General features: G+C 58.2%; 22 protein-coding genes. 8 read left to right on the top strand and 14 right to left on the bottom strand.

The window, feature by feature from the left end; genetic code table 11:
* Nucleotides 1-26 precede the first annotated feature (26 nt).
* Complete coding sequence (locus tag AB4N82_RS23850; RefSeq protein WP_099602510.1) at nucleotides 27-731, bottom strand: SDR family oxidoreductase; 705 nt, start codon at nucleotides 729-731, stop codon at nucleotides 27-29.
* Between the two features lie 101 nt (nucleotides 732-832).
* Here AB4N82_RS23850 and AB4N82_RS23845 point away from each other — a divergent pair, with 101 nt between their 5' ends.
* The 3 genes from AB4N82_RS23845 (at nucleotide 833) to rarD (ending at nucleotide 3929) form a co-directional block, all read left to right on the top strand.
* Nucleotides 833-1735, top strand: coding sequence for a LysR family transcriptional regulator (locus AB4N82_RS23845; protein ID WP_122765173.1), 903 nt, complete (start codon nucleotides 833-835; stop codon nucleotides 1733-1735).
* 81 nt (nucleotides 1736-1816) lie between these two features.
* Entirely contained in the window at nucleotides 1817-2827 is a 1011-nt protein-coding gene (locus AB4N82_RS23840; protein ID WP_032885691.1) for an aldo/keto reductase, read from the top strand.
* Nucleotides 2828-3047: 220 nt separating this feature from the next.
* Entirely contained in the window at nucleotides 3048-3929 is an 882-nt protein-coding gene (rarD, locus tag AB4N82_RS23835) for an EamA family transporter RarD (RefSeq protein WP_032885747.1), read from the top strand.
* Nucleotides 3930-3936: 7 nt separating this feature from the next.
* On the opposite strand, the gene AB4N82_RS23830 is transcribed toward rarD, so the two are convergent.
* The 7 genes from AB4N82_RS23830 to AB4N82_RS23800 form a co-directional block, all read right to left on the bottom strand.
* Nucleotides 3937-4686, bottom strand: a complete 750-nt coding sequence (locus tag AB4N82_RS23830; RefSeq protein WP_122765174.1) for a fimbrial biogenesis chaperone — start codon at nucleotides 4684-4686, stop codon at nucleotides 3937-3939.
* Nucleotides 4683-5732 (bottom strand): fimbrial protein, encoded by a 1050-nt coding sequence (locus tag AB4N82_RS23825; protein ID WP_122680968.1) that lies wholly within the window; start codon nucleotides 5730-5732, stop codon nucleotides 4683-4685. Before AB4N82_RS23825 ends, AB4N82_RS23830 begins: the two co-directional genes overlap by 4 nt.
* 44 nt (nucleotides 5733-5776) lie before the next feature.
* Nucleotides 5777-8377: a fimbria/pilus outer membrane usher protein gene (locus AB4N82_RS23820; RefSeq protein WP_460103274.1), complete on the bottom strand. Its 2601-nt coding sequence runs from the start codon at nucleotides 8375-8377 to the stop codon at nucleotides 5777-5779.
* A gap of 152 nt (nucleotides 8378-8529) precedes the next feature.
* Nucleotides 8530-9321 (bottom strand): fimbrial biogenesis chaperone, encoded by a 792-nt coding sequence (locus AB4N82_RS23815; RefSeq protein ID WP_241089474.1) that lies wholly within the window; start codon nucleotides 9319-9321, stop codon nucleotides 8530-8532.
* A 93-nt stretch (nucleotides 9322-9414) separates the two neighbouring features.
* Nucleotides 9415-9978, bottom strand: coding sequence for a fimbrial protein (locus AB4N82_RS23810; protein WP_032885692.1), 564 nt, complete (start codon nucleotides 9976-9978; stop codon nucleotides 9415-9417).
* Nucleotides 9979-10211: 233 nt separating this feature from the next.
* Nucleotides 10212-11288 (bottom strand): 4-hydroxyphenylpyruvate dioxygenase, encoded by a 1077-nt coding sequence (hppD, locus tag AB4N82_RS23805; protein WP_032885693.1) that lies wholly within the window; start codon nucleotides 11286-11288, stop codon nucleotides 10212-10214.
* Nucleotides 11289-11535: 247 nt separating this feature from the next.
* Nucleotides 11536-12459 carry a DMT family transporter gene (locus AB4N82_RS23800; protein ID WP_122765176.1) on the bottom strand — a complete coding sequence of 308 codons (924 nt, stop codon included), beginning with the start codon at nucleotides 12457-12459 and terminating at the stop codon, nucleotides 11536-11538.
* Nucleotides 12460-12535: 76 nt separating this feature from the next.
* On the opposite strand from AB4N82_RS23800, the gene AB4N82_RS23795 reads away from it, so the two are divergent.
* From AB4N82_RS23795 to AB4N82_RS23785, 3 genes are all read left to right on the top strand, one after another.
* Nucleotides 12536-13441: a LysR family transcriptional regulator gene (locus AB4N82_RS23795; protein ID WP_122765177.1), complete on the top strand. Its 906-nt coding sequence runs from the start codon at nucleotides 12536-12538 to the stop codon at nucleotides 13439-13441.
* A gap of 52 nt (nucleotides 13442-13493) precedes the next feature.
* Nucleotides 13494-15035 (top strand): EAL domain-containing protein, encoded by a 1542-nt coding sequence (locus AB4N82_RS23790; RefSeq protein ID WP_122765178.1) that lies wholly within the window; start codon nucleotides 13494-13496, stop codon nucleotides 15033-15035.
* A 198-nt stretch (nucleotides 15036-15233) separates the two neighbouring features.
* The gene (locus AB4N82_RS23785) at nucleotides 15234-15599 is read left to right on the top strand and encodes a histone-like nucleoid-structuring protein, MvaT/MvaU family (RefSeq protein ID WP_095184729.1); all 366 of its coding nucleotides are present in this window, start codon (nucleotides 15234-15236) and stop codon (nucleotides 15597-15599) included.
* A gap of 111 nt (nucleotides 15600-15710) precedes the next feature.
* On the opposite strand, the gene AB4N82_RS23780 is transcribed toward AB4N82_RS23785, so the two are convergent.
* Nucleotides 15711-16247: a DUF4946 domain-containing protein gene (locus AB4N82_RS23780; RefSeq protein ID WP_122757478.1), complete on the bottom strand. Its 537-nt coding sequence runs from the start codon at nucleotides 16245-16247 to the stop codon at nucleotides 15711-15713.
* A gap of 198 nt (nucleotides 16248-16445) precedes the next feature.
* Between AB4N82_RS23780 and gloA the strand changes: the two genes are divergently transcribed.
* Nucleotides 16446-16967 carry a lactoylglutathione lyase gene (gene gloA, locus AB4N82_RS23775; RefSeq protein WP_122765179.1) on the top strand — a complete coding sequence of 174 codons (522 nt, stop codon included), beginning with the start codon at nucleotides 16446-16448 and terminating at the stop codon, nucleotides 16965-16967.
* A gap of 50 nt (nucleotides 16968-17017) precedes the next feature.
* Here gloA and ahpF read toward each other — a convergent pair whose 3' ends face one another.
* The 3 genes from ahpF to AB4N82_RS23760 all read right to left on the bottom strand — a co-directional run bounded on the left by ahpF (nucleotide 17018) and on the right by AB4N82_RS23760 (nucleotide 20336).
* The gene (ahpF, locus tag AB4N82_RS23770; RefSeq protein WP_122765180.1) at nucleotides 17018-18583 is read right to left on the bottom strand and encodes an alkyl hydroperoxide reductase subunit F; all 1566 of its coding nucleotides are present in this window, start codon (nucleotides 18581-18583) and stop codon (nucleotides 17018-17020) included.
* A 123-nt stretch (nucleotides 18584-18706) separates the two neighbouring features.
* The gene (gene ahpC, locus AB4N82_RS23765) at nucleotides 18707-19270 is read right to left on the bottom strand and encodes an alkyl hydroperoxide reductase subunit C (protein ID WP_032885701.1); all 564 of its coding nucleotides are present in this window, start codon (nucleotides 19268-19270) and stop codon (nucleotides 18707-18709) included.
* 133 nt (nucleotides 19271-19403) lie between these two features.
* Complete coding sequence (locus tag AB4N82_RS23760; RefSeq protein ID WP_032885702.1) at nucleotides 19404-20336, bottom strand: site-specific integrase; 933 nt, start codon at nucleotides 20334-20336, stop codon at nucleotides 19404-19406.
* A gap of 170 nt (nucleotides 20337-20506) precedes the next feature.
* Between AB4N82_RS23760 and AB4N82_RS23755 the strand changes: the two genes are divergently transcribed.
* Nucleotides 20507-21514, top strand: a complete 1008-nt coding sequence (locus AB4N82_RS23755; RefSeq protein WP_032885703.1) for a DNA-binding protein — start codon at nucleotides 20507-20509, stop codon at nucleotides 21512-21514.
* Here the strand turns inward: AB4N82_RS23755 and gorA are convergent, their stop codons facing one another.
* Together gorA and galU are read right to left on the bottom strand one after the other, a co-directional pair.
* On the bottom strand, nucleotides 21515-22873 hold the full coding sequence (gorA, locus tag AB4N82_RS23750; protein ID WP_122765181.1) for a glutathione-disulfide reductase: 1359 nt from the start codon (nucleotides 22871-22873) through the stop codon (nucleotides 21515-21517). It lies immediately after the preceding gene.
* Between the two features lie 99 nt (nucleotides 22874-22972).
* On the bottom strand, nucleotides 22973-23812 hold the full coding sequence (galU, locus tag AB4N82_RS23745; protein ID WP_003212579.1) for a UTP--glucose-1-phosphate uridylyltransferase GalU: 840 nt from the start codon (nucleotides 23810-23812) through the stop codon (nucleotides 22973-22975).
* Nucleotides 23813-24035: the final 223 nt, after the last annotated feature.

Genomic DNA, 24035 nt, shown 5'->3' with positions numbered 1-24035 from the left:
AAGCCCCTCCCACATCTCGTCCGCGTTTACAGCAGTCCGCCGCCGTCGATATCAATGACAGCACCGGTCATGTAGCCATTTTCCATGGCCAGCACATACCCCGCCGCCACTTCCTCTGCCTGCCCCACGCGCCCCACCGGCAACGCGCCACCAGCCTTGGCAAACATCGCCAGGCGCTGGTCCTCGGCCAACCCTGCATACGCCGGGGTATCAATCACACCGGGACTCACCACGTTGACGCGTCGCGGCGCCAACTCCTTTGCCAACTGCTTGCCCAGGGCTTCAGTGGCCGCGTTGATACCAACTTTGATGAACTGGCCCGGCGCCAACTTACGGCCCAGTTGCCCGGAGGTCAGACTGATACTCCCGCGCTCATCTAGGAAAGGAAGCGCCTGCTGGATCGCCCGCAACGCGCCCCAGAGTTTCACGTTGAAGTTGTCCTGGGCCTCGTCCAGATCGGTTTCGATCAAGGTCTTGGCGCGCACCGAGGGGCCGGAGGTGTACACCAAATGGTCAAAACGCCCAACGGTTTCGAACAGACGTTGCAGGGAATCGGGGTCGGTGACATCCACTGGCTCGCTGCGTAGGCCGTTGTCGCGGCCCGACGATAGGCGCCGCCCCGCCAACACCACCTGAGCACCGCGTGCAGCGGCGGCCTTGGCCACCGCCGCGCCAATGCCACTGCTGCCGCCGATCACGACGACCGTTTTACCGTTGAGGGAAGATGTCATGGGGAGATGTCCTGGGTCAGAAAGTGAGCGTTCATCTTCCCAGCTTGGCAATCGACGAAAAATCCCGGTAAAACGACAAGTTCTTTAAAGGATTTTTACAAATGAGCTCAATCCTAGACCTTGAAGTTTTTGTGCGCACCGCCGACACGGGCAGTTTGTCCGCCGCCGCGCGCGGCCTGGGGTTGACGCCTGCTGCGGCCAGCATCGCCCTCAAGCGTCTGGAAACACGGCTGGGCATTCGCCTGCTCGCGCGCTCTACCCGCAGCATGCGCCTGACCGAGGAAGGCAAGCGCTACCTGGACAGCGTGCGCGAAGCCCTGGCCGCATTGGCCGAAGGTGAACAAGCCCTCAAGCAGCACAGCCAGGGGTTGACCGGATTGCTGCAATTGGCCGCGCCGTCGGATTTTGGACGCAATGTCGTCTTGGGCTGGCTCGACGAATTCAAGGCGGAACACCCGAATATCCGCCTGCAATTGCTGCTCAACGACAGCAATGCTGACCTTTTCCGCGACACCGTCGATATCGCCCTGCGCTTCGGCGTACCCCGTGACTCCAGTCTGGTGGCACTGCCGGTCGTGCCCGGTCACCAGCGCATTGCATGTGCCAGCCCCGAGTACCTCGCGCGTCACGGCACACCCGCGACGCCCGCGCAGTTGGCGCAACACAACACACTGCGGTACATGCGCCAGGGGCGCGCCAACAGTACGTGGTTCTTTCGCCAGGGCAGCGAGCTGCAGGAAGTCAACGTGACAGGCGATTACCTGAGCGACGACGGTGAAATTGTGCGGCGCTGGGCTTTGGCCGGTCACGGCATCGCTTATAAAGCCAACCTGGATATCGCCCGGGATCTGAAGGCCGGCCGCCTGGTGCACTTGTTGCCGGATTGGCAAGGCGAACCGACGCCATTCAACCTGATGTGCCCGCACCGCCTGCAAGTGCCGGAGCGGGTAAAAGTGCTGCATCGGTTTCTCCAAGTGCGCTGCCATGCGTTGCTGAGCGAATGAAGAAACACGCTCAGGGCTTGTTCCAGAGCCTCTGAGTCTGGTATTGCATGGACGACGTCTCACAGCCGCAAGGAGCTTTGCATGATTTACCGCACATTGGGCCAGTCCGGTTTGAAGGTCAGCGCCTTGACGCTGGGCACCATGATGTTTGGCGAGCAGACCAATACCGAGGACTCGCTGCGCATCATCGATAAGGCCTGGGATCAGGGCATCAATTTTATCGACACGGCCGACGTATACACCGGCGGACGCTCCGAGGAACTCGTCGGCGAAGCCATTGCCCGACACCGCCAGGATTGGGTGGTGGCGAGCAAAGTCGGTTTCGGTCCACCGGACGGTTTGCCCAACCGCAGTGGCTTGAGTCGCAAACGGATTTTCAATGCGCTCGACGCCAGCCTGACCCGACTCGACACCGATTACCTCGACATCTACTACCTGCACCGCGAAGACCACTCGACCCCTCTGGAGGTCACGATTTCTGCGATTGGCGACTTGATCCGCCAGGGCAAGATCCGCTACTGGGGCTTATCCAACTACCGCGGTTGGCGCATTGCCGAAGTGATCCGCGTGGCCGAGCGCTTGGGCGTGGACAGGCCGGTGATCAGCCAACCGCTGTACAACATCGTCAACCGTCAGGCTGAAGCGGAGCAGATTACCGCCGCTGCCGCCTATGGCCTGGGCGTGGTGCCTTACAGCCCGCTGGCCCGAGGCGTGCTCAGCGGTAAATACGCGCCGGATGTCACGCCAGAACCGGGCAGCCGCGCCGCACGCCAGGATAAACGGATCCTGGAAACCGAATGGCGCGTGGAATCGCTGCGCATTGCCCAGCAAATTCAGCAATATACCCAGGGACGTGGTGTGGGGATCGTCGAGTTTGCCATCGCCTGGGTATTGAACAACTCAGCGGTGAGTTCGGCGATTGTCGGACCGCGTACCGAGGCCCAGTGGGATGCCTACACCGGCGCGCTGGACGTCAAGATCACGGCTGAGGATGAAGCGTTTATCGATTCATTGGTGACATCGGGGCACTCGTCCACCCCAGGGTTCAATGATGTTAGCCACTATGTCTCGGGGCGCGTCGCTCGCTCGTAGTCGAGTGCTGTTGGGGCGAGCGGCAGCGGGTGTTGACCGAAAGAGGTTGCGGGGCTGCATCGCAGCCCAACACGGGCAAGCCCGCTCGCCACCGGGATAGCAGAAATTTTATGGCGTGAGAAAATTTCCCACCAATCGCCCCAAAACAGAGCAGCCGTTTCACGCCGCAAGCACCATAATGCCCGCCTCTCTTGTACAAATCGGTTTTCGCGAGGACAGCGTGTCTAAAGGTGTTGTGTTATCGGTCTCGGCCTCGGTGTTGTTTGCCGTGATGTATTACTTCACATCGTTGCTCACGCCGTTGAGCGGTCTGGAGATTTTCGGCTGGCGCATGCTGCTGACTGTGCCGTGCATGACGGTGTTCATGATCGTCAGCGGGGAATGGCGGCGTGTTTGGGAATTGCTGCAGGTTCTGGCGGCAAAGCCTCGATTGATCGCAGGCGTCGTGTTGTCTTCGGCCTTGCTGGGCGTGCAGCTGTGGTTGTTCATGTGGGCACCACTGAACGGCCGCAGCCTGGATGTTTCGGTGGGTTACTTTCTGCTGCCATTGACCATGGTGCTCACCGGACGGCTGGTATGGGGTGAGCAGCTGTCCTATCTGCAAAAGATCGCAGTGTTCTTTGCCGGCCTTGGGGTACTCAACGAGTTGTACCAAGCCGGTGGGTTTTCGTGGGCAACGCTGGTGGTGATCATTGGCTATCCGCTTTACTTCATCGTGCGCAAATACCTTAAGACCGATAACTTGGGTGGGCTCTGGCTGGATATGGCGCTGATGCTGCCGGTGGCTTGGTGGTTCGTGCAAAGCGGCGAGCAAGGTTTTGCGGTGATGGATGTGCACCCAAAGCTTTACGCATTGATTCCCATGCTGGGTCTGATCAGCGCCTCTGCATTGGTGAGCTACATCATTGCCAGCCGATTACTGTCGTTCAGCCTGTTCGGGCTGCTCAGCTATGTCGAGCCGGTGCTCTTGCTGTTCGTAGCCTTGCTGCTGGGTGAAGGCATCAAGGCGGGCGAATGGCTGACCTATATCCCGATTTGGATCGCAGTCATGGTGCTGGTGTTCGAAGGGTTCAAGCACCTGGTACGCCAGCGCAGGGCTTGAACCGTCTTTACTTGGTATTGCCCAACAGCGCCGAATGCGTTTGGGTTGCACCTTGATCGTCAAGTGTAGTGAAGCGCAGTGTAGCGCTGCCCGCCGCGCCGTGCGGCAGCCTTGGCATCGTCACGACGGCGGTGGATCGTGGTGCGATCATCGGCGGGTCTTCGCTGTGGTATTCAACGCCCTCGCGTGTCACAACGATGCCGGACAGCGTGACGTGGTAATCGCCGGGGTTATTCACGTGTAGCGTCGACTCATCCCCGGTAACTAGTTGCCATTTCAAGTCATTAATCGAGCTTGCCGCCGTCCCCGCTAGTTGGTTCGGCCGCAAGAACAATTTAACCCGCGTACGAAATGCCAGATTCACTTGGTTATTTTGCACAGCGGGCTCGCCTGTCGGCCTGATCGCAAGCACGTTGAGCCAATACACTGATTCCCGGTCCTCGTTCGTGTGTGAAGACGATTGATAGAGCACGCGCAGCGCTCGTCCACTGCCGGCCTCCATGCGGAAAATCGGTTGAGTGACAGTGAACGGCACATCACTGTTTTCAGGTGACGCCTCGCTATCGTTGGCGTCGATCCATACCTGGACCAGCCGCGGGCCATCCGTTTCATTGGTAAGGTTGACCGTTACTTCGCGGGCTTGAGCCGGATAGATCACACGGGTACGGTCGATGACGATTTCGCCTTGGACCAGAGGTGCCTGCAGCGCCATCAGCAGCCCTATCACGTTGAGCCGTCGCAGGAACGTCCGGCTCATCGGTAACTCATCGTGAACGTCGCCACACCATTTGCGCTGCCAGGCGCGATCGTCTGTTGTGTCTGGATATAGCGCGCAGTCAGCGGAATTTGCACCGTGCCATTGCCCGTCGTCCCCACCAGCCATTGATTAGGGTTGCCCACGCTTGAGGAGTCCGCACCGTAACGAACCAGAATATTGCCGCCGCGTACCAACTGCAGGGCCACGCCCTTGGCCTGGGAACTTGCGGTCAGGGACAGCACATCGCTGCGATTCGAGCGGGTGGTATGGTCAGTGACGGTGATAAACACATCACGCGTGCCTCCGGTGCCGCCTTCGCACAAGAGCGTGATATTGCGGGTTACGCTGCCGGCATGACTGCCGACGCCACGGAACGCCGTAACCGGTACGCTTCCCAAAGACATCGCAATGGAGGGCGTCGAAACCCGGCATGTCGGCTTTAGCGGTGGGCTAATGACCAGCGCCTGCATATTGACCGGATGATACCCAGGGGCTGAGGTATTGGTATTTTGCACCCTGTAATGCGCGACAGTGCGTGTGGGCACAGTCCCAGGAGAAATCGCCCCTCCCGTGGCCACCAGGTAAAGCCGTCCCTGCAGGCCCCAGACAACTGGCTTGGGATACTTCACCCTGAGCAGTGATGCTGCCGATTGACCGACAGCGGCGAAGCCATGATTCGGGTCGCGGGCCATCATTGCAAACCCAACCCCGGGCACGCCTGTGGCGAACACTGGCATGGACACACCGTTGGCGTTGAATGTCCTGCCAGTGGAGCTGGAGTTGACCGCGTTGATCGTCGCAGTTACCCAGTGGAAATCGCTCCAGAAGTCGTAACGGCACTGCATGACACTTGCCGGTGCATTAAAGGGATAGCCTCCCGCCAAACCGATCACTTGCCCGACCTGAGGGTTGGTCGGGGGGATGATGGGGGCAATGTTGATCGCCGTTGCCCCTTGCGGATAACAATCCCCACCTGAAAAAGCATGCGCTTGCATCGCTAGCATCCAGCCGCCCAACGTCGAGGCAGCAAGCCAAGATAAGTTCATACAAAAGTCCTCTGCTGGTGCCCCACAGATGTGGCACCGAATATTCACGGGTGCCGTTCAATACTGCCGGCTACTTGGCGAACCGAGCTGGGCACGCACAACCCTTGGAGATAGTCGACGTCTTGCTGGCGGCTGTTCGCGGCATGCGCAGCCATCTGGTAGTGGACGTCGCATCGTTCAGAAATTTTTTCACCCCATTTGACGATCAACGTGCCGGCAGCCGGGATATCGCGCACAAAAGCTTTGCTGGCTTGGCCCACTACGCCGACTTCCCGGCCTTGCTGGTCCAGAACCTGAGCCGCAAATGGCAGCGGCGTGCCATTCTGCTGTTTGGCCTGGACGATCACCGCCCGCCCGCTGACGGTCTTGAACTCCACCAATTGCACTGCACCGAGGGTTGGAACGATATCCAGGCTCGACTCTTGAAGCTCCACGTCCATGGACATGCCTTGTGGATCAACACTCACCGTATTGTTTTGGAATGCCCTGAGTGACGGAACCACGGCATACCCGCTGCTATTGATGCGTGTAACACCGTCGTGGCCCAACACTGCGCCTTCGGCATCCGGCACATGAACCAGCGCAGAGGCCTCTCCCAGGCTTTGCGAAAACGTCACGCCGCCAGCGTGAGCGACGATGCCGCCATCGGCGCCAAATGAAAGCTGGGATCTATCGCGGCTCTGACCATAGCCTGCACGCACGCTGGCAGAACCGGTGCGGTACCCTGCGTGGGTGTTAAGTTGCCTGGAACTCGATTGATCACTGGTCGCGCGGCTGGCGGAAAAACCGTAGTCGAACTCGGCGTTCTCGCCCAGGAAGCCGTTGATGCCCACTTGCTGCTGGCTGCCCCGTGTATCGCCACTGTCCCGAGACAGCGAAGTATTGATGGTCGGCGACCTCGGTTCGCTCCCCAGCGGCATCGATAACGTCAGCATGTAGCGGTTATCGATGCGCCCGGGTTGGCCGATACGCCCGAAAAACACATCGTCACTGAGCTCGCTTTGAGTCAGTTGTCGCGTGTCCTGGACCCTTGAGCGCTGCGCCGAGAGGTTCCAGTTGACCTTGTTCCAGGTCGAGCCGTAACTGGCGGTGAATGAGACCTGGCGCCCTTCCTGCCCGCCCCAATAGTCGACAGAGCTGCCGTACAGGCTCAAGGTGCCTATGCCCAACTGCTGGCTGATGGTCAGGTCGAGCCGACTTTTTTGCCGGGCATAACCGTTGACATCACCGGACTGGCGAGCGATTTCACGCACATTCAGTGCATCCGGAAGGTTCAGGTAACCCTCTGTAGAGAACCGGTATGCACCCAGCGCAAAATGCGTACCCGAGGCGGGTAGACTTTTGTTGTAGCCCACGCCCAGGCTTTGGCCGGACAGGCGTCCATGATCAGCTACCTTGGTATGCGAGGTGGCGCCGTCCAGCGAGAAAGCACCGATGGACGTATTCAATGCAATGCCGATCTTGCCCTGCTCATAACCGTTGGTAAGACTGCCGCCGCCATACACCGTCAAGTCATCGGTCAAGCCGTGTTGCAGAGTGCCTTGAAAGACGTTTGCGCCCTTGGCATCGATGCCCTTTTGCTGCACCTCACCCAAGGTGGCGCTGTATTTTGTCGTGTCGGCCCGCAGTAATTCCGGGGCCACCGAGTACGGCACGACGAAGGTGTTTCGACGCCCGTCGACTTCCGTCACGCTGACGATCAAATCACCGCCATAACCCGTGGCATGCAAATCACTGATGACAAAAGGGCCAGGCGCGACTGTCTTCTCATAAATGGTGTACCCGTTCTGGCTGACGGTGACCGTTGCATTACTGTCGGCGACACCGCGTACCTGCGGTGCATAGCCTTGCTGCGTCTGCGGACGCATGCGGTCGTCGGTTGCCAGGCTTACGCCTCGCACCCGTACCCCGTCGACAATCTGTCCGTTGCTGAAGGTGTCTCCAATAGTGAGTTGTGATTGCCAGGGGATGATGCTGCGCTGCACGTAAGTGGACGTGTTCTGATAAGTCTCAAACCCTGTGCGGTTGCTCCAGGCTTGGGCACCTTGGTGCCGCAAGCGCCAGGCGCCCAGATTAACCCCCGCATTGAGGCCCAGGTAAGTGCGACCGTCGCCTTCACCAGCAGTGACCGCATTGGTACTGAAGTTGTAATTGAGCAGCCCGGCGGTAATGCCCTCATCCAACAACTCGGGGTCAATGTAGCCGCGCATGGACCGGTTCATGTAGGCCTGCGGCACGCTGGCGGCTAACTCAAGGGCGCCCGGATCGAACGAGCTGGACGCCATCGGAATCCACTGCCCCAGGTCACCGCAATACTGGCCGGCTGCGGCAGGGTTCGCGAGCTCGCGCCCACGGGTATCGGTATCGACTTTATCCATCGCGATACCGATTTTTTCCAATACTTCGCGACTCAGACACGGCTGCGCACCGATCTTTGCGTGGGCCGCGACGAACTCCACCTCCCTGCGCCCCAAAGCCTGGCCGTTGACCACGATATCTATGCGATATAGGCCAGGACTCATCTGGTTGCCGGTATTGAACCGTGACATGTCAACCGACGATGCCAGGCCGCTGGAGAATGCGTTCAGATCAAAGCTCAACTCAGACGCAAGCGCGGAATCGCTTGCGATTACGGCCGCACTCATCAAACCGCCCAACATCATCTTTCGATGCTGGAATGGCAAAATCGGGGCGCAACGATGCACCCGTACTTGGATGTGACTAGGCATAGTTATGACTTCAGTGGACGCTGAGAAATGTACGTTTGCTTGCGATCAGCAACGTTCCGGGGACGCGTTCAGCGATGCAATACAGCAGGCTGCGCCGATGAAAAGCTGCCGAAATCGTTGATGTAGGTGAAATTCACCCGCGCATCGGCGGGTATTACCTTCGCGGCGTTCGGCACCGGCAACTTCAACGTGCCTCCCGGTTCCACCATCGCTTCGGGCAGTGACAATTTTTTCGCGTCGGGATGGGAGCCCATAAGCAGGTAAATGTCGTTGAAGGTGACGTGATAAGCCGAAGGGTTGTGCACCTGTATCACGGTGTCTTGGGCGACATGCTCCAGGGACCAGCGCAACAGCCCTGGCGCCTCCTCGGGTGTTCCAGATAACTGCGCCGGGCGAAAAAACACCTTGGTGCGGATACGGAACGCAAACTTGAAGTGATTCCGCTGGCTGTCTTCGAGGGTGGGATCAAACTCATTGGTGGCGCCCGGCACTTCAAGTACGTTCAACCAAAACAGCGACTCTCTATCCGCAGGCAGCGGTGCCTTGGTGTAGGACAAGCGCATGAACTGGCTTTTGCCGGCGTCCAGGCGAAATACCGGGGGAGACAGCACGAAAGGCACATCGCTCAGTGTCGGCGCTGCCTCGGCATCACCTGCGTCCAGCCACGCCTGGACCAGACGGGGTGCGTGTTTGTCATCATTGGTCACTCGTATGGTGACCTCGCGTCGCTGCTCGGGGTAAATCTGTCGCGTACCGTCGATAACTACCCCCGCGTGCGCCGCATGCGAGGCTATGCACAAGGCCAGACTCAGCGCGACGGACACCACGCGATGACTTAAGAACATCATTAAATCCTGCATCGGGTAATCCTTGAAAACAGTTGTCCTGCGCCCGACCGCAAGGTCGAGCGAGGATCTCAGGCAACAAACGCAATGGTTATCAGCGCGGCTGCATCAAGGAAAGGTGACCGAGTACTGCACGCTGCTGGTGACATTGCCCGCGCCTGCCGCTCCGCCATTGGCGATGTAGCGTGCGTAGAACGGTAAGGTCGCCAGACCATTGGTCACGGTGGCAACGGTTGAGTTATTACCTACGCGCAAGTCCATTGGCGTGTTGGAAGCGCCATCGAGAATTTGTACCTCCACCCGCGAGGCGGGTGTTGCAGTGGCGGTATTACGCAGGTTGCCGGTTGCCGGGTTGATGCCAGGGCTGGTCGGCTCGTAACGTACGGCGACCTTGGTACCGTTCGGGCATCCGCCCGAGCCGCCCACATAGACAAAGTAGCGCTTGCTGCCGGCCGTATCGCCTGCGGCCTTGAGGGCCGAGGTTTGCACGCGATCAAGAACGACCGGGAAGTTGGCACCTGAACCTGGCGAGGCTCCGGTGCCGCCGCTGATGGTGCAGGTAGTGCCACTGACCGAGCCGGTGATCGTGATGGTACCGTCTGCTGCATAAGCGGAGCTGGCAGCGAAGCCGCACAAAGCCAGCACTGCAGCCGCCAGAGTGTGTTTTGTCATAATCAGTCTTTCCTTAAAATTAGGGGTCGCGAAACGCACACTTATGACGCAGGAGAGGATCAGCTCTTGCGACGTCCATGGGTGGAGTCTCGTAAAATTTTGTTCCACAGCCCCAAGGAGTTGTCTGTTGCAAAACCTTTCTGACGTGTTTGGCAGGCAAAAAAAAAGCTCCGTACCTTTCGATACGGAGCATGTTCTTGAATTGCCCGAAAAGCCTGACAGGCTTTGGATGGCTAGTCGGCGGTCAATACGCCACGGCGGACTTGATCGCGCTCGATCGACTCAAACAACGCCTTGAAGTTGCCCTCGCCAAACCCATCATCGCCTTTGCGCTGGATGAACTCGAAAAACACCGGGCCCATCAGGGTTTCCGAGAAGATTTGCAGCAGCAGGCGCTTGTCACCTTCGATGGATGAGCCGTCCAACAGGATGCCACGAGCCTGCAACTGATCCACCGGTTCACCGTGATTCGGCAGGCGGCCTTCGAGCATTTCATAGTAGGTGTCCGGCGGCGCGGTCATGAAGCGCATGCCGATCTTCTTCAGCGCGTCCCAGGTTTTGACCAGGTCGTCGGTGAGGAACGCAACGTGCTGGATGCCTTCGCCGTTGAACTGCATCAGGAACTCTTCGATCTGCCCGGCGCCCTTGGACGACTCCTCGTTCAGCGGGATGCGGATCATGCCGTCCGGCGCGCTCATGGCCTTGGAGGTCAAGCCGGTGTATTCGCCCTTGATATCGAAGTAACGCGCCTCACGGAAGTTGAACAGCTTCTCGTAGAAGTTCGCCCAGTAAGCCATGCGCCCGCGATAGACGTTATGAGTCAGATGGTCGATGACCTTCAGGCCTGCGCCTTGTGGGTTGCGCTCCACGCCGTCGAGGTAGACGAAGTCGATGTCATAGATCGAGCTGCCTTCACCAAACCGGTCGATCAAGTACAACGGCGCGCCGCCGATGCCTTTGATTGCCGGCAGGTTCAGCTCCATCGGCCCGGTTTCGATATGGATTGGTTGAGCGCCCAACTCCAGTGCGCGGGTATAGGCTTGTTGCGAGTCCTTGACGCGGAACGCCATGCCGCAGACTGACGGGCCATGCTCGGCCGCGAAATACGAGGCGATGCTGTTGGGTTCGTTGTTGAGGATCAGATTGATCTCGCCCTGGCGGTACAGGTGCACGTTCTTGGAGCGGTGGGTCGCGACTTTGCTGAAGCCCATGATCTCGAAGATCGGCTCCAGAGTGCCCGGGGTCGGCGATGCGAATTCAATAAATTCAAAGCCCATCAGGCCCATTGGGTTTTCGTGTTGGACGGTCATGGTCGGTGCCTCATCATTCTTGTAGGTAGCAAGGGGTTATTTGCAAGCAAGGATGAGGTGGGAGGGAGGCGCGCAGGACAGGCCTCGCACGCTGCGGGCGAGGAAGTCACCAAAGATGAGGGGGGAGCCGAGTCGCTTCATGGTTACATCAGTCTCTGACGGCTGAGGCTTGCGTGAGCGCAAGTCCATATTCTTGTATGCGTAAATCGATTCTACACAGCGTAAAGATGTTTGTCCGTACTCTTCATCAAATCCCTATTGCCCTTGCCCGTGCAAGGGGTTTGTTACACAGGTAAATGCCAGCCAAAATGAAGGCACCGCCTATCAGCATGGGCAAGGTCAACGCTTCACCCAGCAATAAGGCGCCGCAGATCACTGCGGTCAGCGGGTTAAGCGCGATAAATACACCGGAACGTGTCGTGCCGATCCGCCGGATGCCGTCGTAGTAACCGATATAAGCCAGCGCCGAGCCGAGCACACCCAAATACAGCAGGCTCAGCAGCTGCGAAGGCCCAAGGCTTGCGACCTCTTTGACCGTGAAGTTTCCTGACAGCGCTGTGGTTGCGGTCAACATCAGGGTTCCCAGCAATACCGACCATGTCACGGTCTGCAATGGCCCCAGGCTTGCGTTCAGCCCGCGGGAAGCCAGCGAATAAACGCCCCACGCCGCCACACAACCAAGGATCAGCAAGTCACCCCGCCAACTATGGGCGCCTGCCTGCATCAGCTGAGGGTTGCGACTGACAATCACAGCGACTGCGCCAGCCACGCACAATGCAATCCCCATCACCTTGGTGCGATTCAGGTGCTCTTTGAACAACAACCACGACGCCAGGCCAATCACCGCCGGGTTCAACGCTACGATCAATGACGCCCGCGACGCATTGATGTACTGCAGCCCATAAAAGAAGCACAGGTTGTAGATGAAAATCCCGAAGAACCCCAGCGCCGCCAATTGCGCAAGTTGCCGAAGACTCGGGCGAGCCAGTGGGATGCGTGCGAAGGCCATGAACAGCAACAACGCCAGGCTCGCCAGGATAAAACGCAGGCTCGCGGCCAGCAGCGGATTGAGCTGATCGGCCAGGTAACGACCAGCGATAAAGGTGCCGCCCCAGATCATGGTGACGGCGGCGAGTTTGCAATAGGTCAGGCGATCCGAAGCGGGGCTCATTGGGTTGGCTCAAGTGACAGAAGATCTGGAGTATTCTTCTGATAATGATCAATCATCGTAAAATGAGTATTCGCTCATGACCTTGACCCAACTGGAAATTTTCTCATTGGTGGCCGAACTACAAGGCTTTACCAGCGCAGCGCACCGGCTCGGCATCAGCCAGTCGGCGGTGTCCCATGCGATCAAAGCGTTGGAGCAAGAGCTCGGTGTCGAGCTGTTCCGGCGCCATCAAAACCTGGTGGAGCCGAGCGAGATCGGCCAGCAATTGCTTGGACGCGCCCGTGCCATGCTCGGCCTGGCCAACACGCTGCAACAGGAAGCAGCAGATGCCCGTGGCATGAAGCGCGGCACCCTGCGCGTCGGCTCGTTTGGGCCAACTGCGTCGATTCGCCTGCTGCCCGGTATCCTCAGCCAGTTTCGTGCAGCCTACCCGGGCATTGAGGTCCACGTAGATGAAGGCCCTGACCGGCAAGTGTTGCAGTGGCTGGATGAGCGGCGGATCGATGTAGGCTTTGTGGTCTTGGAGCAGGAGCGCTTCGACACCTTCGCCTTGTTTGACGACCAAATGGTCGCGTTGTTGCCCACGGAGCACCCACTGGCCGCTCGCGATGCCCTGACTCTTCAGGAGCTGTGTGACGACCCTTTTATTCTCACCGAGGCAGGATCGTCGGAACTGGTGTCCCGACTGTTCGGTGCGGCCCAATTACGGCCCAAGGTGCGGTATCGCTGCGCCCAACTGCTGAGCACTCTGGAAGCCGTCAGTCGCGGGGACGGTTTGAGCATCGTGGCCGAGGCGTCGTTGCCACCGCTGGACGACCCGCGCTATGTGAAACGACCGTTATCCCCTCGTGTACCGCGCCAGATTGGCTTGGCAGTGCTTGATCGGCGCCAGTCATCACCCGCGACGCTGGCGTTCATCGAGATTGCGCAACGCGGTGGTAGGGCAAGCAATTGTCCACCGAGCCATCTATTATCGAAATAATACTGACCGGCCTGCCGGCGCATCCCCTACTCCGCAACAGGCCGCACAACTCATGCCCCTCACCGTCAAAGGCCCGCGAGAGCCAATCGTCCGCTACTCGATCAGCGCCCTCTGCGGTCTGCTGCCGATCCTGCTCGGCTTGGCCATCCTGTATTGGCAAGCAGAAAGAACCCTTGAGCAAAGCACGGCGCAAACCGCCGAGGAAGCGGTGCGCCAGTTCGACCTGATGCTCGATAACACCGCCCTCGCCGCCCAGGCCCTGCTGCCGCTGGCAGGCCAGCCCTGCGATAACGGCACCCAATTGGCGTTGCGCGAGCAGGTCACAAGGCGCCCGTTCGTGCGCGCCACGACCTTGTCCTGGCAGAAGAATATCTATTGCAGCTCACTGTTCGGCAGCAACTATGAGTCGCCCGTAAACCCCGACGACTATGTGGACGGTCGGCTTTGGTTGATGAATGGCAACCCGGTGACGCCGGACACTGCGCTGCTGGTGTACCGACTGGTCGACGGAGACCAAGGCGCGTTTGCTTCAATTGACGGCTATCACCTGACCAACGCCTTGCGCCTGATCAGCCGCTATGCACAGTTGGTCCTGCAAGTGGGGCCCAACTGGCTGGCTGCCGACGGCAGTGTTCATACCACGGAAGTGCCGAAATTTGCCGTAGCCCATCATCACTTGGCCTCGCAACGCTATGGTTACAGCGTCGACGCCGGCATGCCGGACGGCGAGGTCTGGCGTTACATGCAGGCGCGCTATCGTGCGATGTTCAGCCTAGTGGTGTTCTTTGGCGCAATGGCAGGCCTACTCGCGCATTGGCTGCAAAAACGCTCCTCGGCACCGACCCATGAACTGCGACGGGCGTTGGGCGCCGATGAGTTCATTCCGTATTTTCAGCCGGTGGTACGCGGCGAAACCCGCGAATGGGCCGGCTGTGAAGTGCTCATGCGCTGGCAGCATCCCAAGGAAGGCTTGGTACGGCCTGATCTATTTATCCCGCTGGCCGAACATTCCGGCCTGATCGTGCCGATGACCCGCGCCCTGCTGCGCCAGACCGCCGTACAACTGGCTCCCCATGCGGCACGGTTTTGCCCGGGGTTCCACATCGGCGTGAATATCACCGCCCGCCATTGCCTCGACCTGACGCTGGTGGACGATTGCCGTGAGTTTCTCGCCGCCTTCATACCGGGCCAGGTGACCTTGGTGCTGGAGTTGACCGAGCGCGAGCTGATCGAGCCCACCGATATCACCCGTCAGCTGTTCGACGCCTTGCACCAACTGGGCGTCATGATTGCCATCGATGACTTTGGTACCGGCCACTCAAGCCTGGGTTACTTGCGCAACTTCAATGTGGACTACTTGAAGATCGACCAGAGTTTTGTCGCCATGATCGGTGCAGACGCACTGTCGAGGCATATCCTGGACAGCATCATAGAGTTGTCCGGCAAACTGGATCTGGGTGTCGTTGCTGAAGGTGTGGAAACGGTCGAACAATGCGAATACCTGGCTGCTCACGGCGTGGATTTCCTGCAGGGCTATCTGTTTGGAAAGCCACTACCCAGCGATGAATTCATTAAAAACCTGACCAGCCATTGAATAGCCACGTATTAGCGGCGTTGAAATAATGTTAGTAAGACAAAAGACATGATTTACTCGTAGCGGATTAACTACTACAATTTTTCTTGCCTGTGCAGAACTCGCAGGACGACGTCCTCTTTGAGTCGCCTTAACGCTATTGGCTAATAGCTTTGTCTGCAGTTGATATCAGCCAACAACACTATTGGAGTACAGATTTTGTCCAGACTCGCCGAATTTCGCGCAGCAGAAAAAGCCCTTCAAGAGCAGCTTGCCCAGCTGGAATCCCTGAAGAACGATGCTGGCCTGAAGAAAGAAATCGAATTCGAAGAAAAACTTCAAGGGCTGATGAAAACCTACGGCAAAGGCCTGCGTGACATCATCCTGATCCTTGATCCAAACCCGGGCAAGACCAGCGCTGCTGCTGCCAACGCACCAAAACAACGCCGTGCACGCGTGGTCAAGGTCTACCACAACCCGCACACCGGCGAGCTTATCGAAACCAAAGGCGGCAACCACCGCGGCCTCAAAGCATGGAAAGAACAGTATGGCGCCGCCACTGTAGATTCCTGGCTTCGCGGCTGATTACACCGCACTAATAAAGAGCCCCGCGTCAGCGGGGCTTTTTTATTCAAGGGTTCGAAACCGAACTTAAATAACATTTCATTTTGTTCAAATTCGACGCGCAACACGCACTTAAAGTTTGAGGCTGTCGCGCACCGAACGGACTTCATCCTTACTCGCCTCGTAAGCATCGGCTTGACCCGCGTATGAGAAAACATACGCTTTATCGGTATCAACAGCTCCCACCAATGTTTGTGAAAGCACGTGCCGTCCATTCTCGGTAATCACACAGGTAGTTTCCATCGCCTCAAGCCGACTCAATGTTGTCGAGTGCATTTTGCTGCAGACACTTTGGTAACCGCTCTGGGCAAAATCTTTCTGGATGGACTTGCGCATTTCCAGCAATACCCCCTGAAGATTAACGTTATGGCCCGCCTCAGTCGGCGTTGCCGTCAACTCCATCACCATCAGCGTGTTGCCGTTTTCATCGTTCTTGATTGCACGCTGACGCGAAACCGGCTGTGGCGTTGCCGGCGTTTCACCATCACGCACCACCTCCTCGACTTGCCAGCCGCTGGGCCAGTGGATTTCCGGATCCGCCGCCGAAACGAAAGGACTGGCCAACAGCAGGCATACAGCACTCAACAGCGGTTTACGACGTTCGGTCATGCGAAAGATACCCAAGGTTCATGCGACAAAGTGTGAGGCCCGCTACCCGCTGATCGCAAGACCCGCGTGACCTTTTTCATTTGGCGCAGCAGGCGGGCCTTGCGTATCATGGCCCGGCTGCACGGATGCCAGCCGCAAGCCAAGGGAACGCTCCTCTCACCTGGAGCCGCGTTTGCCCCATTTTTTTCTGGAGGGCCCATGAGCCTGCACGAACTGAACACTTTCCCGGGCGTCACCGCCCAACCTGACACCGCCACCGCGAACTTCGTGTTCAACCACACCATGTTGCGGGTCAAGGACATCACCAAGTCCCTGGACTTCTACACCCGCGTACTGGGTTTTTCGCTGGTTGAAAAGCGTGATTTCCCCGAGGCTGAATTCAGCCTCTATTTCCTGGCCCTGGTGGACAAATCCCAGATCCCGGCCGACGCCGCCGCGCGCACCCAGTGGATGAAGTCGATCCCTGGCATTCTGGAGCTGACCCACAACCACGGCACCGAAAACGACGCCGACTTCGCCTACCACAATGGCAACACCGACCCGCGTGGTTTTGGCCATATCTGCATCGCGGTGCCGGATATCGTCGCTGCGTGTGAACGCTTCGAAGCCCTGGGCTGCGATTTCCAGAAGCGCCTGACCGATGGCCGCATGAAGAGCCTGGCGTTCATCAAGGACCCGGATGCGTACTGGGTTGAGATTATCCAGCCCACGCCGCTGTAACGAAAAAACCCCATGAGTGATCATGGGGTTTTTCATTTGCAGCTGGGTAGTTACGCTGGCGCGGAGGTGCGGATCAGGTGATCAAAAGCACTCAGGGAAGCCTTGGCGCCCTCGCCTACTGCAATCACGATCTGCTTGTACGGCACGGTCGTCACATCACCCGCGGCAAACACACCGGGCAGTGAAGTTTCACCACGCGCATCAACGATGATTTCGCCACGCGGGGTCAACTCTACGGTGCCTTTGAGCCAGTCGGTATTAGGCAGCAGGCCGATCTGCACGAAGATACCTTCCAAGTCGATGGTCTTGAACTCGCCGCTGTCACGATCCTTGTATGCCAAGCCCGTGACTTTCTGGCCATCGCCTTTGACTTCACTGGTCAGCGCACTGGTGATCACGTCAACATTCGGCAGGCTGTACAGCTTGCGCTGCAACACCGCATCGGCGCGCAGCTTGCTATCGAACTCCAGCAAGGTTACGTGGCTCACGATGCCCGCCAAGTCGATGGCTGCTTCCACGCCGGAGTTACCGCCGCCGATCACTGCCACACGCTTGCCTTTGAACAACGGACCATCGCAATGCGGGCAGAAGCATACGCCTTTGGCTTTGTATTCCTGCTCGCCTGGCACGCCCATTTCACGCCAGCGGGCGCCAGTGGCCAAAATCACGGTCTTGGACTTGAGCGTCGCGCCGCTTTCAAAACGAATCTCGTGCAAGTCACCAGGGTTTTTCGCCGGGACCAGGCTGCTGGCACGTTGCAGGTTCATGATATCCACGTCGTACTGACGCACATGAGCCTCCAGTGCGCTGGCCAGTTTCGGCCCCTCGGTTTCCTGTACCGAGATGAAGTTCTCGATGGACATGGTGTCCAGCACCTGACCACCAAAACGCTCGGCGGCAACACCGGTGCGGATGCCTTTACGCGCAGCATAGATCGCGGCCGCTGAACCGGCTGGACCACCGCCGACGACGAGTACGTCAAAGGCGTCTTTGGCGCTGATTTTTTCGGCGGCTTTTTCAATACCGCTGGTGTCGAGCTTGGCGAGAATTTCTTCCAGGCCCATGCGGCCCTGGCCGAAGTTCACGCCATTGAGGTACACACTTGGCACCGCCATGATCTGGCGCTCGTCGACTTCAGCCTGGAACAGCGCACCGTCGATGGCGACGTGACGGATGTTCGGGTTGAGAACGGCCATCAGGTTCAGCGCCTGGACCACGTCCGGGCAGTTCTGGCACGACAGCGAGAAGTAAGTCTCGAAGCTGAACTTACCTTTAAGGGCGCGAATCTGTTCAATCACTTCGACACTGGCCTTCGACGGGTGGCCACCGACTTGCAGCAGGGCCAACACCAGCGAAGTAAATTCATGGCCCATAGGGATGCCGGCGAAACGCAGGCTGATATCGGCACCTGGGCGGTTGATGGAGAACGACGGTTTGCGCGCGTCATCGCCATCGGTTTTCAGGGCGATCAGCGTGGTGAGGCTGGTTACGTCCTGCAGAAGGGCAAGCATTTCCTGGGATTTCGCGCCGTCATCGAGGGAGGCGACGATCTCGATCGGCTGGGTGACCCGTTCCAGGTATGACTTCAACTGAGCTTTAAGATTGGCGTCCAACATACGGGCGATTTCCTTTAATTCTGGGTATAAAAAAACGCCCGAGCGAATCTCGCCCGGGCGTTTTTGAGGGCGGTTGCAGCTTACTTGGTAGGTGCGGAAACCCGCCCTTGATGCTTCATAGACTTAGATCTTGCCGACCAGGTCCAGGGACGGAGCCAAGGTGGCCTCGCCTTCTTTCCACTTGGCTGGGCACACTTCGCCTGGGTGGGCAGCGACGTACTGGGCAGCTTTGATTTTGCGCAGCAGCTCGGAAGCGTCACGGCCAACACCGCCGTCGTTCAGTTCAACGATCTTGATCTGACCTTCTGGGTTGATCACGAACGTACCGCGATCTGCCAGGCCAGCTTCTTCGATCAGCACGTCGAAGTTGCGGGAGATGGTCAGGGTTGGGTCGCCGATCATGGTGTATTGGATCTTGCCGATGGCTGGCGAGGTGTTGTGCCAGGCAGCGTGGGCAAAATGGGTGTCGGTGGAAACGCTGTAGATTTCGACGCCCAGTTTCTGGAATTCGGCGTGGTTGTCAGCCAGGTCTTCCAGCTCGGTTGGGCAAACGAAGGTGAAGTCGGCTGGGTAGAAGAAGAACACCGACCACTTACCTTTCAGGTCAGCATCAGACACGTCTACGAAGTTGCCGTTTTTGAACGCGGTAGCTTTGAACGGTTTTACTTGGCTGTTGATGATAGGCATCGTTGACTCTCCGTCAGGGGTTAAGAAGTTGATGGGGTGAATCCTACCCACTCTTTCCGACGCTGGCTCATTGGCAAACCTGATGCTGACGATTGGTTTTCCCTATCAGGAGACTGTATTAATAGAAGAAATCTCAAAGCAGCGGTTGAGTGGCCAATGTCATGCCGAGAAAGGGCGTCGCTTCAACATAGCGCATGGCGGATTTCATGTCGTTCCAGCCGACGTAACTCATCAACGACTTTAAATCCCAGCCGCTGCGATGGGCCCAGGTGGCAAAGCCCCGACGCAGGGAATGGCTGGTGTACTGCTCGGCGGCGATGCCTGCGCGCTCCAGCGCCTGACGCAACAACGGGATCACGCTGTTGGGGTGCAAGCCCTCCTCGCCCAGGTTGCCCCAACGGTCGATGCCCCGGAATACCGGACCGCGCACCAGCGCCGCTGCGCTAAGCCATTCGCTGTAGGCCTGGACTGGGCACAGGCGCAGCAGCGCAGGCGTGTGATAGGTTTTGCCGAGGTTGTCGCGGTCACTTTTGCTGCGCGGAAGGTACAGGCTGATGCCGGTTCCGGGTGTGGCCTGAACATGTTCAATGCTCAGTCGACACAACTCATCGCTACGAAAGCCACGCCAGAAGCCGAGCAGGATTAACGCGGTGTCGCGCTTGGCACGCAGCAAGCGCGGCTGATCGTGTGCGTGGGCTGCCTCCCGCGCTTCAGCATCAAGCGATGCAACCACCTGCTCCAAATGCTTGAGCTGCAATGGCTCGGCCTGCTTCTCCTGCACAGGGTGCACGGCGCGAATCCCCTTGAGCACTTTGCGCACCACGGGGGCTTTGGTCGGGTCGGGGAACCCCTGGCTGGTGTGCCATTGCGCAAGCGCCGACAGCCTCAGCTTCAGTGTGTTAACCGCAAGCACGCCCGCATGGGCCGCCAGATAGCGCGCCACGCTGTCACTGGTGGCCGGCAGAAACCCGCCCCAGCTGACTTCAAAGTGCTCAATCGCCGCGCGGTAGCTACGGCGTGTGTTGTCGCGGGTGGCAGCGTTGAGATAACGATCAAGATCGCTCATAGGAGGCCTATTCGTACTGCGGGCATGCGTTTCTGCGCGTGAAGCGCTTATGACGCGGGATAATACGCCAATATCCCACCTGAGAAAGCTTGATTTTTAAGGACTTCATATTGATGATATAGTACGTATATACATACCATGTACCATAATACTAAATCGACGGAGACCCCATGGCTCGCGGCGGCATAAATAAAGCAGTAGTTCAAACGGCACGCCTGGCGATCCTTGCCCGCGGCGAGAACCCAAGCATCGACGCAGTACGCATCGAAATGGGCAATACCGGTTCGAAAACCACGATCCATCGCTACCTGAAGGAGCTGGACGACAGCGAAAGTCGCCTAACCATCACCGAAGCGCCGATTGACGACGAGCTGGGTGAACTGGTTTCGCGACTGGCTCAGCGCTTAAAAGAGAAGGCTCAAGAGCCGATTGACCTGGCCTTGGCGCAGTTCGAACAGCAGAAAGCTGCCCTGCTTGCTGAGCTCGACGCGCTTCAAGAGGCCCACGGCCAACTCAAGCAGCAATTCGATATTCAGGCCGCGGCGCTGGCAGAAGAAAGCGCTGCGCTGCAAACAGCTAGTACTAGTCTTCAGACCGAGCAAACCCGTAATGCAGGGCTTAGCCAGGCGTGCAGTGATTACGAGCTGAGGATTAGCGATAAGGACGAACAGATTCGCTCACTGGAAGAAAAGCACCTTCACGCCCGCGACGCGCTGGAGCACTACCGCAATGCGATCAAGGAGCAACGCGAGCAGGAGCAGCGGCGCCATGAAGGCCAGTTGCAGCAGGTACAGGCGGAACTGCGCCAGGCCCAACAAAGCGCTATGGTGCGCCAGGATGAGATCACTCAACTGCATCGCGACAACGAGCGCCTACTGATCGAACATCGGGTGACGGCGAAGGAATTGACGACGCTGCAGGAGCAAGCCCGCAAAGATCAAGCGCAGCAGGCGAAGCTGAGCGAACAGATGAGCCAGATAGATAGCGAGCGCGCCCTGCTTCAAGAGCGTCTGCGGGTAGCCGTGCTGGAAAGCCAGTCACGCCAGGAAGCGCTGACCGAACACCAGCACGCCAACAAGACCCTGGAACTGGACCTTATCAAGGCTCAGGCCAGTATCGAGGCATTGCGACTGGCGGCCGTCGTTGCAACGGCGCCAGAGGCAACACCTAAAGCCTGATCAGTCCGCCACAGGCGTGCGCATGGTGACGAACTCTTCCGCCGCCGTAGGGTGCACGCCGATGGTTTCATCGAAGTGACGCTTGGTGGCGCCGGCCTTGAGCGCAATCGCAAGGCCCTGGACGATCTCACCGGCGTCCGGGCCGACCATATGGCAACCCAGCACCTTGTCGGTGTCGGCATCAACCACCAATTTCATCAGGGTTTTCTCCTGGCAATCCGTCAGGGTCAACTTCATTGGCCGGAAACGGCTTTCGAAGATCTGCACCTTATGGCCGTTCTTTTTCGCCTCTTCTTCCGTCAAGCCGACAGTGCCGATATTCGGCAAGCTGAATACCGCTGTCGGAATCATTGCGTAATCCACCGGGCGATATTGCTCAGGCTTGAACAGACGACGCGCCACGGCCATGCCTTCAGCCAACGCCACCGGCGTCAGCTGCACGCGACCGATCACATCACCGATAGCCAGAATTGATGCTTCGGTAGTTTCGTACAGGTCATTGACCTGAACAAAGCCGCGCTCATCCAACTTGACGCCTGTGTTTTCCAGCCCCAGGTTATCCAGCATCGGACGCCGGCCCGTGGCGTAGAAGACGCAATCGGCTTCCAGTACACGACCATCCTTCAGGGTGGCCTTAAGGCTACCGTCGGCTTGTTTTTCAATGCGTTCGATATCGGCATTGAATTGCAGGTCCAGGCCACGCTTGGTCAGCTCTTCCTGCAGGTGCTTGCGCACCGCACCATCAAAACCACGCAGGAACAGATCGCCGCGATACAGCAGCGACGTCTTAGCACCCAGCCCATGGAAAATACCCGCGAACTCAACGGCGATATAACCACCACCAACCACCAGCACGCGCTTGGGCAGCTCTTTAAGGAAGAACGCCTCGTTGGAGCCGATGGCGTGCTCACGCCCTGGAATATCCGGAATCTGCGGCCAGCCGCCAGTTGCGATCAGGATGTGTTTGGCGGTGAAACGCTCGCCATTGATCTCCACTTGATGCGGATCAACCAAGCGCGCATGCCCTTCATGCAGGGTCACGCCACTGTTGACCAGCAAGTTGCGGTAGATGCTATTGAGGCGGTTGATCTCGCGATCCTTGTTGGCGATCAGCGTCGCCCAATCAAAATTCGCCTCCCCAAGGGACCAGCCAAAGCCACTGGCCTGCTCGAAGTCTTCGGCAAAATGCGCGCCGTACACCAACAGCTTCTTAGGTACGCAGCCTACGTTAACGCAGGTGCCGCCCAAATAGCGGCTTTCCGCCACGGCCACCTTGGCGCCAAAGCCCGCAGCAAAGCGCGCCGCACGAACACCGCCGGAACCGGCGCCAATTACATACAGATCAAAATCGTAGGCCATTTCACTCTCCTCGGCAGGACATCAGCATACCGACTTACATGGGGCTGAAAAACGAAAAAGCCACCCGAAGGTGGCTTTTTAGCAGCGGGCAAGCGTGAATCAGTAAGCCTTGCCAGTCTTGTAGAAGTGCTCGTAGCAGAAGTTGGTTGCTTCGATGTAGCCTTCGGCGCCACCGCAGTCAAAACGACGACCCTTGAACTTGTACGCGATCACGCAACCGTCTTTGGCCTGCTTCAACAGGGCGTCGGTGATTTGGATTTCACCACCCTTGCCTGGCTCGGTTTCTTCGATCAGCTTGAAGATGTCCGGAGTCAGGATGTAACGACCGATGATCGCCAGGTTCGACGGTGCATCTTCAGGCGCCGGCTTCTCAACCATGTCGCGTACGCGGATCAGGCCATCACCAATGTCGTCACCGGCGATCACGCCGTACTTGTTGGTCTCTTGAGGATCAACTTCTTGAACCGCAACGATGGTGCAACGGTATTTCTGGTACAGCTTGACCATTTGGGTCAGTACGCCGTCGCCTTCCAGGTTCACACACAGGTCGTCCGCGAGCACCACGGCGAACGGTTCGTCACCGATAAGCGGGCGACCGGTCAGGATGGCGTGGCCAAGGCCTTTCATCTGGGTCTGACGGGTGTAGGAGAACGAGCACTCGTCCAGCAGCTTGCGGATACCGACCAGGTATTTTTCCTTGTCGGTGCCCTTGATTTGGTTTTCCAGCTCGTAGCTGATGTCGAAGTGGTCTTCCAGGGCGCGCTTACCACGACCGGTAACGATGGAGATTTCGTTCAGACCGGCATCCAATGCCTCTTCGACGCCGTACTGAATCAGTGGCTTGTTTACCACCGGCAGCATCTCTTTAGGCATGGCCTTGGTCGCTGGCAAGAAGCGAGTGCCGTAACCGGCTGCTGGGAACAAGCATTTCTTGATCATATAAGTCCTTACAAAGGGCTGTGCGTACGGAATTCGGCGCAGTCTAATCACGCCGCAGTCACCTTACAATGGGTCCTGCTGGCGTTGCGATGTCAACATAGAGAAAAAATGTCGGCGTAAGTTCCACTTATCTTACGAAGAACGTTTGCACCGCCACGGCAAAAAATGCCCCCGCGCCCCTGTTTAAAAGAGCGTAAACCCTTTTAGCACGCTTTCAAGGCCG

The organism is Pseudomonas sp. H1_D04 (genome assembly GCF_054683855.1).
The sequence above is the reverse complement of the archived record's forward strand: the minus strand, read 5'-3'. Positions and strand labels throughout refer to the sequence as shown.

Coding starts and splice junctions, on each gene's coding strand:
- AB4N82_RS23850 (WP_099602510.1), bottom strand. CDS start 731: ATGACATCTTCCCTCAACGGTAAAACGGTCGTCGTGATCGGCGGCAGC.
- AB4N82_RS23845 (WP_122765173.1), top strand. CDS start 833: ATGAGCTCAATCCTAGACCTTGAAGTTTTTGTGCGCACCGCCGACACG.
- AB4N82_RS23840 (WP_032885691.1), top strand. CDS start 1,817: ATGATTTACCGCACATTGGGCCAGTCCGGTTTGAAGGTCAGCGCCTTG.
- AB4N82_RS23830 (WP_122765174.1), bottom strand. CDS start 4,686: ATGAGCCGGACGTTCCTGCGACGGCTCAACGTGATAGGGCTGCTGATG.
- AB4N82_RS23825 (WP_122680968.1), bottom strand. CDS start 5,732: ATGAACTTATCTTGGCTTGCTGCCTCGACGTTGGGCGGCTGGATGCTA.
- AB4N82_RS23820 (WP_460103274.1), bottom strand. CDS start 8,377: ATGAGTGCGGCCGTAATCGCAAGCGATTCCGCGCTTGCGTCTGAGTTG.
- AB4N82_RS23815 (WP_241089474.1), bottom strand. CDS start 9,321: ATGCAGGATTTAATGATGTTCTTAAGTCATCGCGTGGTGTCCGTCGCG.
- AB4N82_RS23810 (WP_032885692.1), bottom strand. CDS start 9,978: ATGACAAAACACACTCTGGCGGCTGCAGTGCTGGCTTTGTGCGGCTTC.
- hppD (WP_032885693.1), bottom strand. CDS start 11,288: ATGACCGTCCAACACGAAAACCCAATGGGCCTGATGGGCTTTGAATTT.
- AB4N82_RS23800 (WP_122765176.1), bottom strand. CDS start 12,459: ATGAGCCCCGCTTCGGATCGCCTGACCTATTGCAAACTCGCCGCCGTC.
- AB4N82_RS23795 (WP_122765177.1), top strand. CDS start 12,536: ATGACCTTGACCCAACTGGAAATTTTCTCATTGGTGGCCGAACTACAA.
- AB4N82_RS23790 (WP_122765178.1), top strand. CDS start 13,494: ATGCCCCTCACCGTCAAAGGCCCGCGAGAGCCAATCGTCCGCTACTCG.
- AB4N82_RS23780 (WP_122757478.1), bottom strand. CDS start 16,247: ATGACCGAACGTCGTAAACCGCTGTTGAGTGCTGTATGCCTGCTGTTG.
- gloA (WP_122765179.1), top strand. CDS start 16,446: ATGAGCCTGCACGAACTGAACACTTTCCCGGGCGTCACCGCCCAACCT.
- ahpF (WP_122765180.1), bottom strand. CDS start 18,583: ATGTTGGACGCCAATCTTAAAGCTCAGTTGAAGTCATACCTGGAACGG.
- ahpC (WP_032885701.1), bottom strand. CDS start 19,270: ATGCCTATCATCAACAGCCAAGTAAAACCGTTCAAAGCTACCGCGTTC.
- AB4N82_RS23760 (WP_032885702.1), bottom strand. CDS start 20,336: ATGAGCGATCTTGATCGTTATCTCAACGCTGCCACCCGCGACAACACA.
- AB4N82_RS23755 (WP_032885703.1), top strand. CDS start 20,507: ATGGCTCGCGGCGGCATAAATAAAGCAGTAGTTCAAACGGCACGCCTG.
- gorA (WP_122765181.1), bottom strand. CDS start 22,873: ATGGCCTACGATTTTGATCTGTATGTAATTGGCGCCGGTTCCGGCGGT.
- galU (WP_003212579.1), bottom strand. CDS start 23,812: ATGATCAAGAAATGCTTGTTCCCAGCAGCCGGTTACGGCACTCGCTTC.